The sequence below is a fragment of the Catenulispora yoronensis genome (assembly GCF_039531695.1).
In the GTDB taxonomy this organism is placed as follows: Bacteria; Actinomycetota; Actinomycetes; order Streptomycetales; family Catenulisporaceae; genus Catenulispora; species Catenulispora yoronensis.
Map to the genome: position 1 here is coordinate 70,045 of NZ_BAAAQN010000040.1, position 22,884 is coordinate 92,928.

Genomic DNA, 22,884 nt, shown 5'->3' on the forward strand with positions numbered 1-22,884 from the left:
TAGCGCATAAGGGAGAGCCGCGACATGTCCAACGAGGAGAAGCTCCGCGAGTACCTCAAGCGCGCCATGGCGGAGACGCGTCGGACGCAGCAGCTGTTGCAGCAGGCGGAGGACCGCGAGCGGGAGCCGATCGCGATCGTCGGCATGGGCTGCCGCCTGCCCGGCGGCGTCGCCTCGCCCGAGCAGTTCTGGCAGCTGCTGGCCGACGGCCGCGAGGGGATGGGGCCGCTGCCCACCGACCGCGGCTGGGACCTGCCGGAGCTGTTCGGCCCGGAGACCGCGGACCGCCCCTGGCCGGCCGGCGCCTTCGTCGAGGAGGTGGCCGGTTTCGACGCGGGCTTCTTCGGGATCAGCCCGCGCGAGGCGCTGGCGATGGACCCGCAGCAGCGGATCCTGCTGGAGGCCTCGTGGGAGGCGCTGGAGGACGCCGGCATCGACCCCGAGTCGCTGCGCGGCGGCCCGATCGGCGCCTTCATCGGCACCAACGGCCGCGACTACGCCTCCCAGCTGCGCCAGCCGCCGCCGGAGGCCGAGGGCTACCTGATGACCGGCAACGCGGTCAGCGTGCTGTCGGGACGGCTGTCGTACGTATACGGGTTCGTGGGCCCGGCGCTGTCGGTGGACACGGCATGCTCCTCCTCGCTGGTCGCCCTGCACCTGGCCTGCCACTCGCTGCGGCACGAGGAGTGCGACCTGGCGCTGGCCGGCGGCGTGACGGTGATGTCGACGCCGTTCACCTACGCGGAGTTCACAAAGCAGGGCGGCCTGGCCGCCGACGGCCGGTGCAAGGCCTATGCGGGAGCCGCGGACGGCACCGGCTGGGGCGAGGGCGTCGGCGTCCTGGTGCTGGAGCGGCTGTCGGACGCCCGCCGCCGTGGGCACCGGGTCCTGGGCTTGCTGCGCGGCTCCTCGGTGAACCAGGACGGCGCGTCGAACGGCCTGACCGCGCCCAACGGCCCCTCGCAGGAACGAGTGATCCTCCAGGCCCTCGCCAACGCCGGAGTGCCGGCCGGCAGTGTCGACCTGATCGAGGGCCACGGTACCGGGACCCGCCTCGGCGACCCGATCGAGGCGCACGCGCTGCTGGCGACCTATGGGCAGGGCCGGACGGAGGGCCCGGCGTGGCTGGGGTCGGTGAAGTCGAACATCGGGCACACGCAGGCGGCGGCGGGTGTGGCCGGGGTGATGAAGGCGGTGCTGGCGATGCGGCACGGGGTGATGCCCGTGACGCTGCACGTGGACGAGGCCTCGCCGCAGGTGGATTGGGCGACGGGGGAAGTCGAGCTGCTGACGGCGGCTCGGGAGTGGCCGCGGGTGGAGGGGCGGCCGCGCAGGGCTGGGGTGTCGTCGTTCGGGATCAGTGGGACGAATGCGCATGTGATTGTGGAGGAGGGGGATCCGGAGCCGGAAGCGGCCGAGCTGTTGCCGGTGCCTTCGGGTGGTGTGGTGTGGGGGTTGTCGGCGAAGTCGGAGGGTGCGCTGCGGGCGCAGGCGGGGCGGCTTGCGGAGTGGGCTGCTGATGACGATGAAGGGCTTGTTGAGACTGGGTTGACTTTGGCGGGGCGGTCGCGGTTTGGGTGTCGGGCTGCGGTGGTTGGGGCTGATCGGGCGGCGATGGTTGCTGGCCTGCGGAGGCTTGCTGGGGCGGCTGATCGGTTGGTCAGGTCGGCGGGTGCGGTGGCCGGCGTGCCGGTTGAGTCGGTTGGGGTGGTGGCAGGGTCGGGTGTGTTTGAGGGTTCTGGTTCTGCTGGTTCTGCTGTGGCGGTGTTGTTTTCGGGGCAGGGGTCGCAGCGCGTCGGGATGGGTCTTGGGCTGCGAAATGTGTTGCCGGTTTTCACTGAGGTGTTCGATCGGGCGTGCGAGCTGCTCGGTCTCTCTGTTGAGGCGTTGTCTGATGCCGAGGTCTTGAATCGGACCGAGGTGACTCAGCCTGCTCTGTTCGCAGTACAGGTGGCGGCGTATCGGCAGTTGGAAGCGTGGGGTCTCGGCGCGGCGTGGCTCGGCGGTCATTCGATCGGTGAGTTGAGCGCCGCGCATATCGCGGGTGTGTGGGATCTGGAGGGTGCCTGCAAGATTGTCGCGGCGCGAGGCCGTTTGATGGGTCAGGCGCGCGCCGGTGGTGCGATGGCTGCTCTTGAGGCGACCGAGGCCGAGGTGTTGGCGAGCCTGCCCGATGGCGTGTGCATCGCGGCGGTGAACGGCCCGACCTCGGTGGTCGTTTCCGGTGATGCCGATGTGGTCGAAGCTCTGGTCGAGCGTTATAAGGACTCTGGCCATCGGGCTCGGCGCCTGACGGTCTCGCATGCTTTCCACAGTCATCACATGGACTCGGCGCTGGTCGAGTTCGAAAAGATCGTCGCCTCGGTCCCGGCCACGCTCCCACGCCTGAAGGTCGTCTCGACGCTCAGCGGTGTCGAGCTCGGCGAGGAGGCGCTCGATCCCCGCTACTGGGTGCGTCAGGTGCGCGAGCCGGTGCGCTTCGCCGATGCCGTGACCTTCCTGGCCGCGGAGGGTGCCGAGGTGTTCGTCGACGTCAGCCCGGACGGTGTGCTGACTTCGATGATCTCCGGCGTCGTGAGCGAGGCGGTCGTTGTTCCGACTCTGCGTAAGGATGCTGATGAGTCGGCCGCGCTGACTGCCTCTGTCGCTGCGCTGTATGCGGCGGGCCTCGATCTTGATATTCCGGCTGTGCTCGGCGCCAGTGGCGAGCAGGTCCACGTCGCGCTACCCACCTACGCCTTCGAACACAGCCACTACTGGCTGGACGACCCGGCCGATGGCGCCACCGTCGGCGACATGCGCGCGGCCGGGCTTGCCAGCGCGGGGCATCCGCTGCTCGGCGCGTCGCTGGGCCTTGCCGGCGGTGGTTGGATCCTTACCGGACGGCTGTCCGCCGCCGCGCAGCCGTGGCTCGCCGACCATGTGGTGGCGGGTGTCGTCACCGTTCCCGAGGCGGTGCTTGTCGAGTTGGCGGTGCGCGGGGCCGACGAGGCGGGCTGTGCGGTGGTCGGCGAACTCCGGTTCGAGGAACCGCTGCTGCTGCCCGCCGACGGCACCTTGCAGATCCAGGTCACCGTGGGTGAGCCGGACGGTGCCGGTACGTGTGAGATCGGGATCTTCTCCCGGACTGACAGCGAGATCGCCGACGTCGAGTGGACGCGGCACGCGACCGGCACGGTCGCCGCTGGCGAGGTGGCCGCAGCCGCGAGCGTGAGCGCCTTTGACGACCTCGCCACGTGGCCGCCTGTTGACGCGAGTCCGGTGTCCGCCGACGCCATCCACGACCGTCTCGCCGACGCCGGTGTCGTCCACGGCCCCGGATTCAGGGCACTGTGTCAGGTGTGGCGGCGCGGCGACGATCTCTTCGTCGAACTCGAACATCCGTCGGGGCAGCTCGGCGCCTTCGCTATCCATCCGGCGCTCGTCGAGGGCTTGGTGCAGGCGCTGGCCGCCGAGACTTCCGGGCCGCACATTGCCGCCGAGATATCGGGATTCCAGCTGTTCGCGGGTGGCGCGCGACAACTGCGGGCGCATCTTCGCTTGGACCGCAGTGCGGTGGGGACGCAGACCACTGCCACCGTCCGCGCCGTCGACGAGCAGGGCGGACCGGTTCTGTCCATCGACGCGCTCACCCTGCGTGCCGTGGACACCGCGCAGTTGCACCGTCTGGCGAAGAGTTGCGATCAGGTGCTCGATGCTTTGTTCGCCCTCGACTGGAGCCCCGTCCCGGCCGTCGGAAGTGCCGTCGGCCGGCCCTGGACGCTGATCGGTGAGGACCGTTTCGACATCGGCGACGGTAGTTCGAACGACCCTCAGGCTTGGACAGTCGCCTGTGTGGCTGGCGGGGCTGACGCCGACTGGGCTGACGCCGCTGGCGCGAACCCCGGCGCGAACCCCGGCTCGAACCCCGGCGCCCAGGCGCGCGTTGTGGCTGGTCAGGTCCTCGATGTCGTCCGCGACTGGTGTACCGATGACAGCCGCGACGAAAGCGCTCGCCTCGTTGTCCTCACGCGCGGCGCTGTCGCCGCCCGCACCGCCGACCGAATCAGTGACCTGTCAGCCTCGGCCGCGTGGGGCTTGGTGCGTTCGGCCCAGGCCGAATATCCCGGCCGGGTCGTCCTCTTGGACTGGGACGCCGACGAGCCCGTCGGTCCTGTCGATCTCGGCCGCGTCCTCGCGACCCTCGGCGACGAGCCGCAGGCCGCGGTCCGTGCCGGTCGCCTGCTTGCGCCGCGTCTCGTCCGTGCTCAGACCACTGACACCTCGCCATGGTCCGCCGACAGCACCGTCCTGATCACCGGCGGCACCGGCGGCATCGGTGCGATGGTCGCCCGCCACCTCGTCCGCCGCGCCGGCGTCCGCGGCCTGCTGCTCCTGTCCCGCTCCGGGCCCTCCGCTCCCGGCGTCCCCGAGCTCGTCGACGAGCTGACTGCGGCCGGCGCCCAGGTGCAGGTGCTCGCCGCCGACGTCGCCGACCGGGTCTCGCTCGCCGCCGCCCTGGCTACGGCCACGGCTACGGCCACAGGCGACGCGGATCTCCCGCTGCGCGGCGTCGTGCACACGGCAGGCGTCATCGACGACGGCGTGCTCGAAGCCCAGACGCAGGACCGTCTGGACACTGTCATGCGCGTGAAGACCGACGCGCTGTGGAACCTGCACGACCTCACCGCCGACGTCCCGCTCACCGCGTTCGTCGTCTTCTCCGCCGCTGCGGGCATCTTCGGCTCGCCCGGGCAGAGCAACTACGCAGCGGGCAACACGTTCGCCGACGCATTCGCCGCTTGGCGTACGGCCCAGGGCCTGCCGGGCGTCTCGATGGCCTGGGGCTTGTGGGGCGCGGAGTCGGGCATGGGCTCGCGGCTGTCGGAGGTGGACCTGCGGCGTCTGCTCCGCACCTCCGTGCCGCTGACCGAGACCACCGGACTCGCGTTGTTCGACGCCGCCTGCGCCGCCGGCCGACCGTTGCTCGTCCCGACCTGGCTCAACCTCGCGGGCCTGCGGACCCAGCTGGCCGGCGGTCCGGTTCCGCCACTGCTCAGCACCCTGATTCCGCAGCCGCGCCGCAGTGCCGCCGTCGAGTCGCCATACGCGCCGACTCAAAGTACTGACACCTTCGCCACCGGACTGGCCGCGCTGGACCCGGCCGGGCGCGCGGCGGCGCTGCTCGACCTGGTGCGCGGCCACGTCGGCGGCGTCCTGGGCCACGCCTCAGCCGCGACCATCCCGGTCGACCAGCCGTTCACCGACCTCGGATTCGACTCCCTGACCTCGGTCGAGCTGCGCAACAACCTGGCTCGGGCCACCGGTGCCACGCTGCCCGCCACACTCGTGTTCGACTACCCGACGCCCGTCGCGCTCGCGGACTATCTCGGCGAGCGCCTCGGCGGCGGCGCGGCGCGCGCGGTGGTCGTGCAGGCGGCGGCGGTCGCCGACGAGCCGATCGCGATCGTGGGCATGGCCTGCCGGTTCCCGGGCGGCGTGGCCTCGCCGGAGGAGTTCTGGGAGCTGCTGGCCGACCGCCGCGACGGCATGTCGGCGTTCCCCGACGACCGCGGTTGGCCGCCGGGGGAGGACTTCGGGCCGGAGTGGACGCGTCAGCACCGGGCCGAGGGCGGCTTCATCGCCGACGCCTCGGCGTTCGACGCGGCGTTCTTCGGCATCTCGCCGCGCGAGGCGCGCGTCATGGACCCGCAGCAGCGGGTGCTGCTCGAAACGTCCTGGGAGGCGCTGGAGCGCGCCGGGCTCGACCCGGCGGAGCTGCGCGGCGGCCAGGTCGGCGTCTTCGTCGGCAGCAACGGGCAGGACTACCAGTCGGTGCTCGGCCAGGCGCCGCAGGAGAGCAGCGGCTACCTGAGCACCGCGGTCGCCGGAAGCGTGGTCTCGGGCCGGATCGCGTACGCGTTGGGGCTGACCGGCCCGGCGGTGACGGTGGACACTGCGTGCTCGTCATCGCTGGTGGCGCTCCATTTGGCGGCGCAGGCGCTGCGCGCGGGCGAGTGCTCGATGGCGCTGGCCGGCGGCGTGACGGTCATGGCCACCCCGCTGCTGTTCGCCGAGTTCGCGCGGCAGGGCGGGCTGGCCGGGGACGGCCGGTGCAAGGCGTATGCGGGTTCTGCCGACGGGACCGGCTGGGGCGAGGGCGCCGGCGTGCTGGTGGTGGAGCGGCTGTCGGAGGCCCGGCGGCAGGGCCACCGGGTGTTGGGACTGCTGCGCGGCTCGGCGGTGAACCAGGACGGCGCTTCGAACGGGATCACGGCGCCGAACGGGCCGTCGCAGGAGCGGGTGATTCTCCAGGCGTTGGCCAACGCAGGGCTCGAAGTCGCGGACGTGGACCTGGTCGAGGGCCACGGGACCGGAACGAAGCTCGGCGACCCGATCGAGGCGCAGGCGTTGTTGGCGACGTATGGCCGGGATCGGGTGGCGGGTCCGGTGTGGTTGGGGTCGGTGAAGTCGAATATCGGTCATACCCAGGCGGCGGCCGGGGTTGCCGGGGTGATCAAGGCGCTGCTGGCGATGCGGCATGAGGCGATGCCCGCGACGCTGCACGTCGACGAGCCCTCACCGGCGGTCGACTGGTCGGCGGGGGAGCTGGAGCTGCTGACGCAGGCCCGGGCGTGGCCGCGCGACACGGCGCGTCCGCGCCGGGCCGGGGTGTCGGCGTTCGGGATCAGCGGGACGAACGCGCACGTGATCCTTGAGGAGGGCGACGCGGAGCCGGAGGCGGTGACGCCGTTGCCGGTGCCGATGGGTGGGGTGGTGTGGGCGCTGTCGGCGAAATCGGAGGCGGCGCTGCGGGCGCAGGCTTCGCGGATGGCGCAGTGGACTGCGGACAGCGATGAGGGATTGATCGAGACCGCGCTGGCGTTGGCGGACCGGTCGCGGTTCGGGGTTCGGGCGGCGGTGGTGGGGGCTGATCGGGCGGCGATGGTGGCTGGCCTGCGGAGGCTGGCGGGGGTGGGCGATCGGTTGGCCGGGTCGGTGGGTGAGGTGGCCGGAGCGCCGGTCGGATCGGCCGGGTCGGGTGTGTTTGAGGGTTCTGGTTCGGTCAGTGGTTCGGTGGCGGTGTTGTTTTCGGGGCAGGGGTCGCAGCGCGTTGGGATGGGTCTTGGGCTGCGTGGTGTGTTGCCGGTCTTCACTGAGGTGTTCGATCGGGCCTGCGGGCTGCTGGGTTTGTCGATCGAGGTGCTCTCCGACGCTGAGGCGTTGAACCGTACCGAGGTGACTCAGCCTGCGTTGTTCGCCGTGCAGGTGGCGGCGTATCGGCAGCTCGAAGCGTGGGGGTTGAGCGCTTCCTGGCTCGGCGGGCATTCGATCGGCGAGCTGAGCGCGGCCCACCTCGCTGGCGTCTGGGATCTGGAGGGTGCCTGCAAGATCGTCGCCGCGCGTGGTCGGTTGATGGGGCAGGCGCGCGCCGGTGGTGCGATGGCGGCGTTGGAGGCGACTGAGGACCAGGTGCTGTCGACGTTGGCCGGCAATGTCGGCATCGCGGCTGTGAATGGCCCGACCTCGGTTGTTGTGTCTGGTGACGCCGATGTCGTCGACGCCCTGGTCGAGCAGTACAAGAACGCTGGCTATCGGGCGCGGCGCCTGACGGTGTCCCATGCCTTCCACAGCCACCACATGGACTCCGTCCTGCCCGAGTTCGAGCAGGTCGTGGCTTCGGTTCCGGCGTCGGTGCCGCGGTTGAGGCTGGTGTCCACGCTGACCGGAGCCGAGCTTGCGGATCAGGCTGCTGACCCCGGGTACTGGGTTCGCCAGCTCCGCGAGGCTGTTCGCTTCGGCGACGCTGTTCAGTTCGTCGCCGATCAGGGCGCAGGGGTGTTTGTCGACGTCAGTCCGGACGGCGTGCTGACGTCGATGATCTCCGGCGTCGTGGGCGACGCGGTGGTTGTTCCGACGCTTCGTAAGGATGTTGACGAGCCTGCCGCGCTGACTCAGACCGTCGCCGCGCTGCATACCGCGGGGCTCGATATCGCCTGGCCGACCGTCCTGGGCGTAACTGCCGATTATCCGACCAGCGTCGAGCTTCCGCCTTATGCCTTCGAGCGCTCACGCTTCTGGCTGGACGGCGCGCTCAGCGCTGGCGATGTTCGGGCTGCCGGTCTGGGCGCCTCGGACCATCCGATGCTCGGTGCTTGTGTGGTGCTGGCGGACGGCGGCCGGGTCCTCACCGGGCGGCTGTCGCTGGCGTCGCACCGGTGGCTGGCGGACCACGTCATCGGCGAGACGGTGTTCGTGTCCGGGACCGGGCTCGTGGAGTTGGCGATTCGCGCCGGGGACGAGGCCGGGTGCAGCGCTGTTCGTGAACTGACATTGCACGCTCCGCTGGTGATTCCCGCTGAGGGCGCGGTGCAGATCCAGGTCGGTGTCGAGCGGCAGGGGGAGGCCGGCGAGTGCGGCATCACGGTCCACTCGCGGCCGGACGGAGCCGGTGCCGGTGCCAGTGGTGGCGAGTGGACGCTGCACGCAGAGGGAGTCCTGTCCGCCAATCAGCTTTCTGAGACCTTCGCTGTCGCCGATCTGTCGGGCGATGCCGAGTGGCCGCCGTCGGGCGCGCAGGCGATATCGATCGACGCCTTCTACCCGGCGGTTGCCGAGCGCGGCTATGTCTATGGCCCGGTGTATCAGGGCCTGCGTGGTGCCTGGCGCCGTGGTGATGATCTGTTCATCGAGGCCGCACTGCCCGGGGAGTCTTCCGCCGCCGACGGATTCGGCGTCCATCCGGCGCTGCTTGACGCCGTTCTGCACGGCATCGCCGTCGCCGAATGGGACGGCCCCGGTCTCGCGGGCCTGCCGTTCGCGTGGAGCGGGATCCGGCTGTGGGCATCGGGTGCCAGCGTTCTGCGAGCCCGCCTGACGCAGGTTCGCGAAGGCGGCGTCCACATCGTCGCGGTGGACGGTGCCAGGGAACCGGTGGTCGAGGTCGACCGCCTCGTAATGCGCCCGCTGCCGCAGCTCACCGGCGAGTCCGGGACGGCGGTCGACCTCGCGCGACAGAGCCTTTACACCGTCGAGTGGACCCGGATCGGCGCCCCGACCAGCGCCGAAGCGGACCAGGACAACTGGGTAGTGCACCGTGTCGACGGCGGCGGTCCCTACGCTGGCGCAGGTGCGGCCGAGGCGGCTAGCGCGCAGGCGCTTCGCGTAGTTCAGCAGTGGGTCCGCGAGGAGCACGAGGCGGCCGAACGGCTGGTGGTGCTGACCCGGGGTGCCGTGGCGGCTGGCGCGGGGCCGATCGCTGACCTCGCGGCCGCCTCGGTGTGGGGCCTGGTCCGTACGGCGCAGATCGAGCACCCGGAACGGATCGTCCTGGTGGACCTCGATCCGGCGGACGTCGCGGAGGCCGACCTCGGACCGGTGCTCGCGGCGATCGGCGACGAGCCGCAGGTCGCGATCCGTGGCGGCGAGCTGTTCGCGCCCCGGCTGGTCCGCGCTGGCGGTGCCGCCGCGGCCCCGGCGTGGGACCCGAACGGCACGGTGCTGATCACCGGCGGTACTGCCGGCCTCGGTGCGCTGGTGGCTCGCCACCTTGTCGCCGAGCACGGTGTCCGAAGCCTGGTCCTGCTGTCCCGGTCGGGAGCCTCGGCGCCGGACACGCAGGCGTTGCTGGCCGAGCTGGCGAGCCGAGGCGCACGGGTCCGCGTGGCGGCTGGAGACGTTTCGCACCGCGACGTGCTCGCCGCCGCGATCGAGGCCATTCCCGCTCGCTGGCCGCTGCGAGGTGTGATCCATGTTGCCGGTGTCCTCGACGACGGCCTGCTCGAATCCCTCACCGAGGAGCGACTGGCCGCGGTGATGCGGGTCAAGGCCGACGCGGCGTGGCATCTGCACGAGCTGACGGCCGACCTCCCGCTGACCAACTTCGTGCTCTTTTCCAGCGCCGCCGGGACCTTCGGCAACGCGGGGCAGGCCAACTACACCGCAGGCAATGCGTTCCTCGATGCATTGGCCGCTTGGCGCGCATCCCAGGGATTGCCAGCAGTGTCCATCGGCTGGGGGCTCTGGGAAGACGGTGTCGGCATGGCGAACCGGCTCAGCACGAGCCAGGTCCGCCGACTCGCCCAGGGCGGCATGCCGATCACCGCTGCTCAGGGTCTTGCGATGTTCGATGCCGCGACGGCGACAGCGACAACTACAGCCACAGCCACAGCCACAGCCACAGCGATTGAGGCAGCCACACCGACCGCTACCGAGACCGAGACCGAGACCGAGACCGCGACCGCCGGAGCCACAGCGACTGCGACCGCCGGAGCGACCCCGACCGCGACCGCCGGAGCCACGGCGACCGCGACCGACACAGCCGCCGACCAAGCCCCCGCCCCCACCCACCTCATCGCCGCCAACCTCGACCTCGCCGCGATCCGCGAGCAGAGCGCCGGCCAGCCGGTCATGCCCCTGCTCCGCGTCCTCGTCCCCCGCTCCCGCCGCCGCGCCGGTGCTGCCGCAGCCGCCGACGCGACCGCCGGTGACGCCCTGCGTCAGCAGCTCACCGGCCTCAACGAGGCGGAGCAACTTCGTGCCCTGGTGACCATCGTCCGCACGCAGGCCGCCGCCGTTCTCGGCCACGCCTCCGCCGACGCCGTCGCCCCCGAGATCCCCTTCCAGGACCTCGGTTTCGACTCCCTCACCTCCGTCGAGCTGCGCAACGGTCTGGCGCGCGCCACCGGTCTCACCCTCCCCGCGACCCTCGTGTTCGACTATCCGAGCCCTGATGCCGTCGCGGGCTACCTGCGTGAGCGCGTCGGCGGTACCGGTACGCGATCGGCCGTCGTCCTGAAGGCTTCGCGGACCGCCAAGTCCGGCATCGACGAGCCGATCGCCATCGTCGGCATGGCCTGCCGCTACCCCGGCGAGGTCCGCTCCGCCGACGAGTTCTGGGACATGGTCGCCACCGGCCGCGACGGTATCGCTCCGTTCCCCACTGATCGCGGCTGGGACCTCGCTGCCATCTTCGATCCCGAGGCCGAGACCGCGTACCTGCCCGAGGGCGGGTTCGTGCCGGACATGGCCGAATTCGACGCCGACTTCTTCGGCATCTCCCCGCGCGAGGCCCTCGCGATGGACCCGCAGCAGCGCCTGTTGCTCGAAACCACCTGGGAGGCGCTGGAGCACGCGGGCATCGATCCGATCGCCGTGCGTGGCGAGCAGGCGGGCGTCTTCGCGGGCCTGATGTATCACGACTACGCCGCCCGGCTGCCCGCCGTCCCGGACAACGTCCTCGGCTTCCTCGATACCGGCAACGCGGGCAGTGTCCTGTCCGGCCGTATCGCCTATCTGTTCGGCCTGACCGGTCCGGCCGTCACCGTCGACACCGCCTGCTCCTCCTCCCTGGTCGCCCTGCACCTCGCGGTCCAGGCGCTGCGGTCCGGCGAGTGCTCGATGGCGCTGGCCGGCGGCGTCGCGGTGATGTCGACGCCCGGCACGTTCGCCGGGTTCGCCCGGCAGGGCGGCCTGGCGCGCGACGGCCGCTGCAAGTCGTTCGCGGGGGCGGCCGACGGGACCGGCTGGGGCGAGGGCGTCGGCATGCTCGTCGTCGAGCGCCTGTCCGATGCCCGACGCCGGGGCCACCGCGTCTGGGGCGTGGTGCGTGGTTCGGCCGTGAACCAGGACGGCGCGAGCAACGGCCTGACCGCGCCGAACGGGCCGTCGCAGGAGCGGGTCATCCTCCAGGCCCTGGCCAACGCCGGGCTGGCGACCGCCGACGTCGATCTGATCGAGGGCCACGGCACCGGCACCACGCTCGGCGACCCGATCGAGGCGCAGGCGCTGCTGGCCACCTACGGCCAGGACCGGCCGGAGGACCGGCCGTTGTGGCTCGGGTCGGTGAAGTCGAACATCGGCCACACCCAGGCCGCCGCCGGCGTCGCCGGGGTGATCAAGCTGGTGCAGGCGCTGCGGCACGAGCTGATGCCGCCGACGCTGCACGTCGACCAGCCCTCGCCGAACGTCGACTGGTCGGCCGGCGACGTGGAGCTGCTCACCGAGGCCCGCGTGTGGCCGCGGGACGCCGCGCGCCCGAGGCGCGCGGGCGTGTCCTCGTTCGGGATCAGCGGCACCAACGCGCACATCATCGTGGAGGAAGGCGACCCCGAGCCGCTCGGCGTCTCGCCGCTGCCGGTGCCGTCCGGCGGCGTGGCCTGGCCGATCTCGGCGAAGTCCGAGGCGGCGCTGCGCTCGCAGGCCTCGCGGCTGGCGCAGTGGGCCGCCGACGGCGACGAGGGGCTCGTCGAGACCGGCCTGGCGCTGGCCGGCCGGTCCCGGTTCGGGCACCGCGCCGTGGCGCTCGGCGCGGACCGGGCCGAACTGGTCGCCGGACTGCGCTCCATCGCGCTCGGCGACCCGGGGGTCGCCGGGGCCGTGCTGGGATCGGCCTCGCCCGCCGTCTCCGGGTCCGAGGTGCTGGTGTTCCCCGGCCAGGGCTGGCAGCGTGTGGGCCTGGGCGCCGGGCTGCTGGCCGAGGGCGGCGTGTTCGCCGAGGCCGTCGACGAGTGTGCCAGTGCCCTGAGCCGGTGGACCGATCTGGACCTCAGGGCCCTGCTGTCGAGTCCGGACGACGCCTGGCTGCGCCGCGACGACCTGGTCCAGCCGGTGCTGTGGTCGGTGATGGTCGGCCTGGCCCGGGTCTGGGAGTCGCTGGGGGTCGCGCCGTCGGTCGTGATCGGGCACTCGCAGGGCGAGGTGGCGGCGGCGGTGGTCGCCGGGGCCCTCAGTATCGAGGACGGCGCCCGTGTGGTCGCGACCCGCTCCCGGGTGATCCGCGAGTACCTCGCCGGGTTCGGCGCCATGGTCGCGATCGCGGCGCCCGCCGCCGACGTCGAGGAGTGGATCGCCGAGGCCGGACTGACCGGCGACGTCTCGGTGGCGACGCTGAACGGTCCCGGCGCCGTGGCGGTGTCCGGCCTGCGGGACGCGACGCTGACGTTCGGGCAGCAGATCGAGGCCCGGGGCGAGGTGCGGGTGCGCGTGCTCGACATCGACTACGCGTCGCACTCGGCGAAGGTCGAGAAGGTCCGGGACGTGATCTGGCAGGAGCTGGCGGGCCTGCGGCCCCGTCCGGTCGCGCCGGGGCGGCGGTGGCTGTCGACGGTGACCGGGCAGTGGATGGCCGGCGACGAGGCCGACGCCGACTACTGGTACCGGAACCTGCGCGAGCAGGTGCGGTTCGCCCCGGCAGTCCGGAGCCTGGTCCAGGACGGGTACCGGCTGTTCGTGGAGGCCTCCGGGCATCCTGTGCTGACCAGCGGCATCGAGCAAATCCTCGACGTCGCCGAGGTCGCCGGCGTGGTCGGCGGCACGCTGCGCCGGGACGTGGCCGAGCCGGCCGCGCTCGCGGCGTCGGCGGCGCGGCTGTTCACGGCCGGGGTGCCGATCGACTGGCCGCGGCTGCTGGTCGGCGGCGGGAGCGGCGGTGGTGCCGACCGAATCGACAGATTCGACAGTGTGGACAGTTCGGGCCGTATCGGCTCGGACCGTGCCGACCGCACCCGCGCCGGTGCCGGTACCAAGGTCGTGCTGCCCTCCTACGCCTTCGAACACTCTCGCTACTGGCTGGAAGCCCCTGCCGGGATGATCGCGGACGTCGCCGCCGCCGGTCAGTCCGCGACCGGCCACGCCGTGCTCGGGGCCGCGGTCCCGCTCGCTGACGGCGGTTGTGTGCTGACCGGCCGACTCTCCGTCGCGGCGCAGCCGTGGCTGGCCGATCACGCGGTTTCCGGCATCGTCCTGCTCCCGGCGACCGCGCTGCTCGACCTCGCTCTGCGTGCCGGTATGGAAGTGGACTGCGACAGCCTCAGGGAGCTGACGCTGCACGCGCCGGTCCTGATCCCCGACGGCGGCGCGCTCCAGCTCCAGGTCACCGTGGCCGCACTCGACGAAGCCGGCCTCCGCGAGTTCGCCGTTCACAGCCGGTCCGAGGGCTCGGGCATCGAGGAATGGACCCGCCACGGCAGCGGCTCGCTCGGTTTCGGCGACGAAGCGGCCGATGCCCGGGCCTTCGCCGACCTCGGCGCGGCCTGGCCTCCGCACGATGCCCAGCCGATCCCGGTCGACGGCCTCTATGAGGGACTCGCGGAAGGCGGCGTGTTCTACGGCCCCTCTTCCCAGACGCTGCGCAAGGTCTGGCGCCGCGACGGCGAGGTTTTCGCAGAACTCGAACTGCCCGACACTTCGGCGGCACAGACCACTGCTTTCGTCATCGATCCGCTCTTGTTCGGCGGTGCGCTGGCGGCGCTGGGTCTCGACGAGGGCGCCGAGCCGGTCATGCCGTTCAACTGGACCGACGTCCGCGTCTGGTCGACCGGCGCGCGCCTGCTCCGGGTCCGGATGACCACCGGTGCCGACGGTGCCATGACGATCGCTGCCGCCGGACCGTCCGGCGAGCCGGTGGTGACGGTGCGCAGCCTGGTCATGCGGCCATTGGCCGTCGCGGCGCTCGCGGGTGACTCGCTGCGGGACGCGCTGTTCGAGCTGGAGTGGTCGACGCTGGAGAGCGCGAAGGCGACGGTCGGTTCGAAGACGTGGGCTGTTGTCGGCGACGACCGCCTTGGGATCGCGGCCACTGCGCAGAGCCAGACCTTTGCGACGCTCGCCGAAGTTCCGGCAGACGTTCCGCTGGTTGTCTTCAGTGCTGGGGCGACTTCGGGTCCTGATGACGACGGCGATGGTGATGGCGCTCGCGACGACGTTCCGACGTTGGTCCGCGACGCTGTGACCGCAGTCCTGGAGACGGTTCAGGAATGGCTGCTCTCCGACGACAGCACTGTTGCTGGCCCGCGACAGCTGGTCGTCGTCACTCGTGGCGCGGTCTCGACGTCGGAGGCCGATCCGGTCGTCGACTTGGCCGGGGCTGCGGTGTGGGGACTCGTGCGATCCGTCCAGACCGAGCATCCCGGCCGCGTCGTCCTGCTGGACCTCGCGCCGGAGGAGGCGGTGGCCGACAGCGTCGTGGCGGCGCTGGCCGCCGTGCCGGACGCCGTCGCGGCAGACGAATACCAGCTTGCGGCGCGCGCCGACGGTGTTCTGGTGCCTCGTATGGTCCGAGTCGCCGACCTGCCTGACACCGCGTCCGACACCGCGTCCGACACGACGTCCGACACCACGTCCGACGCGCCGTGGGACCCGGCCGGGACCGTCCTGGTGACCGGCGCGACCGGCGGCCTCGGCGGCGTCGTGGTGCGGCACCTGGCCGCCTCCGGCGTCCGCGACCTGGTGCTCGCCTCCCGCTCCGGCTGGGGCTCCGGGGCTTCCGCCGGGTTGCTCGCCGAACTTTCGGCGGCCGGGGTCCGGGTCCGGTTGGTCGCCAGCGACGTGTCGCAGCGTGCTGACGTCGTTTCGCTCCTGGACGCCGTCGCGGCTTCCGGGCGTCCGCTGACCGGCGTCGTGCACCTGGCCGGAGCCACCGCCGACAGCGTGGTCGAGGGTCTGACCGCCGAGGCTGTCGGCCGCGCGCTCGGTGCGAAGGCCGGCGGCGCCTGGCACCTGCACGAGCTGACGGCTGAGCTCGGCGTGACGAACTTCGTCCTCTTCTCCAGCGCGGCCGGGGTTATGGGCGGCGCCGGCATGGCCGGCTACGCGGCCGGCAACGCCTTCCTCGACGGCCTGGTTTCCTGGCGGCGCGCCGCGCGCAAGCTGCCCGGGATCTCGCTGGCCTGGGGCGCGTGGGCCGAGGACGGCGGGATGCGCGGCCGGCTCGACGACGTCGACCGGCAGCGGCTCACGCGCGGCGGCCAGGCGCTGTCGAACCAGGAAGCGGCGCGGTTGCTGGACCTCGCGGTGGACGCCGACCGTCCGCTGCTGATGCCGATCCGTCTGGATCTGCCGAGGATGCGCGCCGAGCTGGCCGGGGCGGCGGCTCCGAGCCTGCTCAGGACCCTGGTTCCGGCTGCCGCGCACCGGCGTGGCGGATCGGGAGGCGGCCTCGCGCTCGGCACCGAGGCGCTGATCGCGCAGCTGTCCGGCCGCGACGGGTCGGAACAGCGGGCGACGCTGCTCGCGCTGGTCCGCACGCATACCGCCGCGGTCGTCGGCCGGGCCTCGGCTGCCGACATCCCGGAGGACCGCGCGTTCAGCGACCTCGGGTTCGACTCGCTGATCTCGGTCGAGATGCGCAACGCTCTGGCCGCCGTCACCGGGCTGCGGCTGCCCGCGACGCTGGTGTTCGACTACGCCAACCCGGGCGCGCTGGCCGACTACCTCGGCGAACGGTTCGCCGAGCTGATGGCGCGGGAGTCCGGCTCGTCCTTCACATCGGCTGCGGCTGCGGCGGCTGCCGCCAAGGCCGCGGCCGGGTCCCGGTCCGGAGGCGTCAACCAGGCCGACGAGCCGATCGCGATCGTCGGCCTGGCCTGCCGCTTCCCCGGCGGCGCGGGTTCGGCGGACGCGTTCTGGGAGCTGCTGGCGGCGGGCCGGGACGGTCTTGTGGACCTGCCCGGAGACCGGGGCTGGGAGCAGTTGTTGAGCGGTTCCGATGCGGCGCCGGATCTGGACGTCCGCCAGGGCTGCTTCCTGGACGGCGCCGCCGGCTTCGACGCCGGGTTCTTCGGCATCTCGCCGCGCGAGGCCCTGGCGATGGATCCGCAACAGCGGCTGCTGCTGGAGACGTCGTGGGAGGCGTTGGAGAGCGCGGGCATCGATCCGGTCGGGCTGCGCGGCGGCGACACCGGCGTGTTCGTCGGCACCAACGGCCAGGACTACGGGGCGCTGCTCGCGGCCAACCCGGAGAGCGCGGCCGGTTACGTCGCGACCGGTGGCGCGTCGGTGATGTCGGGGCGCGTCTCCTACACCCTGGGCCTGACCGGCCCGGCGGTGACCGTGGACACCGCGTGCTCGTCGTCGCTGGTCGCGTTGCACTGGGCCGCGCAGGCGCTGCGCAGCGGTGAGTGCTCGATGGCGCTGGCCGGGGGTGTGACGGTGATGGCCACGCCCGCCGGGTTCATCGAGTTCTCCCATCAGGGCGGCATGTCCGCCGACGGACTGTGCAAGGCGTACGCGGGGGCGGCGGACGGCACCGGCTGGGGCGAGGGCGTGGGCATGCTCGTGGTGGAGCGGCTCTCCGACGCCCGACGTCTCGGACACGAGGTCTGGGGCGTGGTGCGCGGCTCGGCGGTGAACCAGGACGGCGCCTCGAACGGCCTGACCGCGCCGAACGGCCCCTCGCAGGAGCGAGTGATCCTCCAAGCGCTGGCCAACGCCGGACTCGGCGCGTCGGACGTGGAGCTGGTCGAGGGCCACGGCACCGGGACCCGGCTCGGCGACCCGATCGAGGCGCAGGCGCTGCTCGCCACCTACGGCCGGGACCGGGCGGCGGGCCCGGCGTGGCTGGGCTCGGTGAAGTCGAACATCGGCCACACCCAGGCCGCCGCCGGCGTCGCGGGCGTGATCAAGGCACTGATGGCGATGCGCCACGGCCTGATGCCCGCCACGCTGCACGTCGACGAGCCCTCGCCGCAGGTCGACTGGACGGCCGGGCATATCGAACTGCTGACGCGGGCCCGCGAATGGCCGCGCGTCGAGGGCCGACCGCGCCGGGCCGGCGTGTCCTCGTTCGGGATCAGCGGCACGAACGCGCACGTGATCCTCGAAGAGGGCGACCCAGAACCGATGGCCGCCGAACCGCTGCCGTTGCCGGCCGGCGGAGTCGCGTGGGTGGTGTCGGCGAAGTCGGAGGCGGCGCTGCGCGCTCAGGCCTCGCGGCTCGCGGAGTGGACTGCTGACAGCGATGAGGGGCTGGTCGAGACCGCGCTGGCGTTGGCGGGGCGGTCGCGGTTCGGGTATCGCGCGGTGGCGGTCGGTGGGGATCGGGCGGAGTTGGTCGCGGGGTTGCGGCGGATCGCTGAGTTGGGAGGTGAGAGTGCGTCGGCCGGGTTGGTGAACGGCTGGCGGGCTGCTGAGGCGGTCGGGGCGATCGCGAGCCCGAGCAGTGTCGCGGTCGTCGGGACTGCTTCGACGGCTGGATCGCTCGCGGTGTTGTTCTCCGGTCAAGGTTCGCAGCGTGTTGGTATGGGGTTGGGTCTGCGTGGTGTGCTGCCGGTGTTCACTGAGGTGTTCGATCGGGCGTGCGAGCTGCTTGGTGTGTCCGTCGAGGCGCTGTCTGATGCCGAGGCGCTGAATCGGACTGAGGTGACTCAGCCTGCGTTGTTCGCGGTGCAGGTGGCGGCGTATCGGCAGCTCGAAGCGTGGGGTCTGAGCGCGGCGTGGCTCGGCGGTCATTCGATCGGTGAGCTGAGCGCGGCCCACATCGCGGGTGTCTGGGATCTGGAAGGCGCCTGCAAGATTGTCGCGGCGCGTGGTCGTTTGATGGGTCAGGCGCGCGCGGGTGGTGCGATGGCTGCTCTCGAAGCGACCGAGGCCCAGGTTCTGGAGAGCTTGCCGGAGGGTGTCGGTATCGCGGCGGTGAACGGCCCGACCTCGGTCGTCGTCTCCGGCGATGCCGAAGCGGTCGATGCTCTGGTCGACGCGTATAAGAGCTCTGGCCGCCGAGCCAGCAAGCTGACCGTCTCCCACGCCTTCCACAGCCACCACATGGACTCGGCCCTCGCCGAGTTCGAACAGATCGTCGCCTCGGTCCCGGCTGCGGCGCCGCGCCTGAAGCTGGTGTCGACCGTTACCGGTGCCGAGCTCCGCGACGAGGCCACCGATCCGACCTACTGGGTCCGCCAGCTGCGCGAAGCCGTCCGCTTCGGGGACACGGTGAGCTTCCTCGCCGAGCAAGGCGCCTCCGCGTTCGTCGACGTCAGCCCGGACGGCGTCCTGACCTCGATGATCGCCGGTGCGCTCGACGAGCCGGGCACGATCATCCCGACTCTGCGTAAGGACACTGACGAGCCCGAAGCGCTGCTCCGCACCGCCGCCGCCCTGCACGTGGCCGGAGCCCCCATCGACTGGCGCGGCATCCTTGCCGCCGGCGTCGAGGCCCCCGGCCGCGTCGCCCTCCCGACCTATGCCTTCGAACACAGCCGCTACTGGCTCGGTCTGCCCTCCGCGCCCGGCGACGTGCGCGCCGCGGGTCTCGGCGCCGCCGGACACCCGCTGCTCAGCGCGGTCGTCCCGCTCGCGGGGGACGGCGGCCGCGTCCTCACCGGACGGCTGTCCGTCGCCGCGCAACCGTGGCTGGCCGACCACGTGATCGCCGGATCAGTGCTCGTCGCCGGCGTCGCGATGGTGGACCTGGCGATCCGGGCCGGGGACGAGGTGGGGTGCCCGCATCTCAAGGAGCTGACTCTGCACGCGCCGCTGGTGCTGCCAGCGAACGGCGCGCGCCAGATGCAGGTGACGGTGTCGGCGCCGGCCGAGGACGGCGCCTGCGAACTGACGATCCACACTCGGCCCGACAGCCTCGGCACCGACGAGGAGTGGACTCGTCACGCCAGCGGCGTGCTGACGGCCGCCGATGATCAGGGCGCTGATGGGGCGCGCTTCGCCGACTTCGCGGTCTGGCCGCCGGAGGGTGCGGAGTCGATCAGCGTCGAAGGGCTCTACGAAAGCCTTGCCGCCTCCGGCTTCGGCTACGGACCCGTTTTCCAAGGTCTGCGCCGGGTCTGGCGCCGCGATGACGAGCTGTTCGTCGAAGCCGAGCTGCCCCAGGACCCGAGCCGGCCGATCGAGCCGACCAACCCGACCAACCCGACCAACCCGACCGCCCCGACCGATCCGCGCGCCGAAGGCTTCGGCGTCCACCCCGCCCTGCTCGACGCGGTGATCCACGCCCTCGGCGTCGCCGACGGCTGGCAGGACCATCCCGGCGCCGCCGGACTGCCGTTTACCTGGGGCGACGTCCGACTCCACGCGTCCGGCGCCCGCATGCTCCGGGCCCGCCTGGCGAAGGTCGCCGACGGCGGCATCAGCCTGACCGCCGCGGACGGGGCCGGGGAAGCGGTGATCGACGTCGACCGGCTGGTGCTGCGTCCGCTTCCGGAAGGCGCGCTCACCCCGGCGAGCGGCCCCGAGGCCGACGACCCGGCGCGCGACGCGCTGTTCGTGCTCGACTGGGTACCGGCCGCCGAGCCGAGTGCCGAAGCGCTGGCCGAGGTCGCGGACGTCGAACAGCTGACCAGCTGGACGATTCACCGCCCGACCCCGGTCATGGCTTCGGGCAGCGGTGCTGACACCGAATCCGATCCTGAAGCCGATGACACCGACCTCGCCGAGCGAGTCCGCGCCGCGACCGCCGAGACTCTTGAAGCTCTCCAGCAGTGGGCCGAAGCCGAGAGCGCCTCGGACGCCCGCCTGGCCATCGTCACCCGCGGAGCCGTCGCCACCGACGGCGAACCGGTCAGCGACCTGGCGGGCGCGGCGATCTGGGGTCTGGTGCGTTCTTCGCAGCCTGAGTTGCCCGGCCGCCTGCTTCTGGTGGACCTCGACCAAGGCCAGGAGAGCGAAGCGCTCGCCCGAGCTCTCGCCGTCGCGAACGTCACCGACGAACCGCAGCTGGCCGTCCGCGCCGGCCGCGTCCTGGCCGCCCGCCTTGCCCGCGCCGCCGCCTCCACCCGCCTCGCCCCGCCCGCGACGAGCACCACCTGGCGCCTCGAACCGGGCCCGCACGGCACCCTCGACGGCCTGCGCCTCGCCGCCGATCCGGTCGCCGCCGAGCCGTTGGCCCCGCACGAGGTCCGCATCGAGGTCCGCGCCGCCGGGCTCAACTTCCGCGACGTGCTCATCGCGCTCGGCATGTATCCGGGCCGCGCCGAGCTGGGTTCGGAGGGTGCGGGCGTCGTCGTCGAGGTCGGGTCCGAGGTCGGCACCCTGGAGGTCGGCGACCGTGTCATGGGCCTGTTCGGCGGTGCGTTCGGTCCGCTGGCCCGCGCCGACCACCGGATGGTGGCCCGGATCCCGCGCGGCTGGTCCGACGAGACTGCCGCCTCGGTGCCGATCGTCTTCCTCACCGCCTACTACGGCCTGGTCGACCTCGCGGATCTCCAAGCCGGAGAGCGGGTCCTGATCCATGCCGCCGCCGGCGGTGTCGGCATGGCGGCCGTCCAAGTGGCCCGGCACCTCGGGGCCCGCGTCCTGGCCACCGCCAGTCGCGGCAAGTGGGACGCGGTCCGCGCGCTCGGCGTCGAGCCCGAGGCCGTCGCCTCCTCCCGGGATCTCGGCTTCGAGGACGCCTTCCGGACCCTCACCGGCGGCGCCGGCGTTGATGTGGTCCTCAACTCCCTGGCCGGGGACTTCATCGACGCCACTCTCCGCCTGATGCCGCGCGGCGGCCGCCTGGTCGAGATGGGCAAGCTGGACCTGCGCGATCCGGAGGTGCTGGCCGTCGAGAACCCGGGCGTCGTCTACCAACCGTTCGACCTCATGGACGCCGGGCCCGAGCGGATCGGCGAGATGCTGGCCGAGCTGGTCGCCCTCTTCGACGCCGGGCGACTCAGGCCTCTGCCGGTCCGTGGCTGGGACCTGCGGCGGGCCCGCGAGGCGTTCCAATACGTCAGCCAGGCCAAGCACATCGGCAAGGTGGTGCTGAACATCGCGCCGCGCTGGAACCGCGAGGGGACCGTCCTCATCACCGGCGGCACCGGCGGTATCGGCGCACACCTCGCCAAGCACATCGTCACCGAGTACGGCGTCCGGAATCTGGTGCTCCTGGCCCGATCCGGGCCGGCGAGCGAGGCCGCCGTTCGCATCGTCGCGGAGCTTGCCGAACTCGGCGCCCAGGCCGATGTGGTGGCCGGTGATGTGGCGGACCCGGCCGGGGTGGCCGCGGCGTTGGCCGCCGTTCCCGCCGACCGGCCGCTGACCGCTGTCGTCCACGCCGCCGGTGTGGTCGACGACGGGGTGTTCAGCTCCCTGACACCGGACCGGATCGACCGGGTGATGCGGCCCAAGGCCGACGGTGCCTGGAACCTGCACCTGGCCACGCGCCACCTCCCGCTGGAAGCGTTCGTGCTGTTCTCCAGCGCCGCCGGTGTGCTCGGCTCGCCGGGCCAGGCGAACTACTCGGCGGGCAACGCCTTCCTCGACGGCCTGGCCGGTTGGCGCCGGGCCCACGGCCTGCCCGCGGTGTCGTGCGCCTGGGGCCTGTGGGCCGGGACCGACGGCATGGGCGGCCGCGTCGTGGAGGGCAAGTCCCGCTCCGGGGACGGACTGAGCACGGCCGACGGCCTGGCGTTGTTCGATGCCTGCGACAGCTCCGACGAGCCGGTCCTGGTCCCCGCCCGCATGGATCTGGCGGCCATGGCCGCCGCCGCGGCGGACCCGGCGCAGGTGCCCGCGCCGCTGCGGGCGCTGGTCGTCCCGGGCCGGGCCCGCCGCACCGCCCGGCAGGCCGCGTCCTCCGGCGCCGACGGCAAGCCCGCCTGGCTCGTGGACCTGCCGCTGCGCGGCGCCGCCGAACAGCGGCGGCTGCTGGTCGACCTGGTCCGGGCGCAGGCCGCCGGGGTTCTGCGGCACGCGTCGCTGGAGGAAGTGGACGCCGACCGCGCCTTCACCGAGGCCGGGTTCGACTCGCTGACCGCCGTCGAACTGCGCAACGGCGTCGGTGCCGCGACCGGTCTGCGGCTGCCGGCGACCGTCGTCTTCGACCATCCGACTCCGCGTGCGCTGGCCGAGCACCTGCTGGGCGAACTGGTCGGCGACGACTCGCTCGGCGCCGCCGCGCTGCTGGCCGAGCTGGACCGGATGGAGACGGCGCTGGCCGCGGTCGCCGCCACGGACGCCGAGGGCGGGCAGATCCTGGTCCGGCTCCAGGCCCTGACTTTGAAGTGGACCGCGCTGCGCGACGCCCGCGACGGCGACGCGGACGCCGGCACCGGACTGCAGACGGCCACCGACGACGAGCTGTTCGACTTCATCGACCGCGACCTGGGCTTGTCGTGAGAGCCGGGGTTGTCGTGAGTGCCGGGGTTGTCGTGAGTGCCGAGCCAGTCACGAGAACGGGGCCGGTCATGCGAA

1 protein-coding gene is annotated in these 22,884 nt (G+C 72.4%); it reads left to right on the top strand.

Annotation, left to right across the window (positions count from 1 at the left end; all coding sequences use genetic code 11):
* The first annotated feature begins 24 nt into the window (after positions 1–24).
* Positions 25–22,809 (top strand): SDR family NAD(P)-dependent oxidoreductase, encoded by a 22,785-nt coding sequence (locus ABD481_RS28365; RefSeq protein WP_344668837.1) that lies wholly within the window; start codon positions 25–27, stop codon positions 22,807–22,809.
* Positions 22,810–22,884 lie beyond the last annotated feature (75 nt).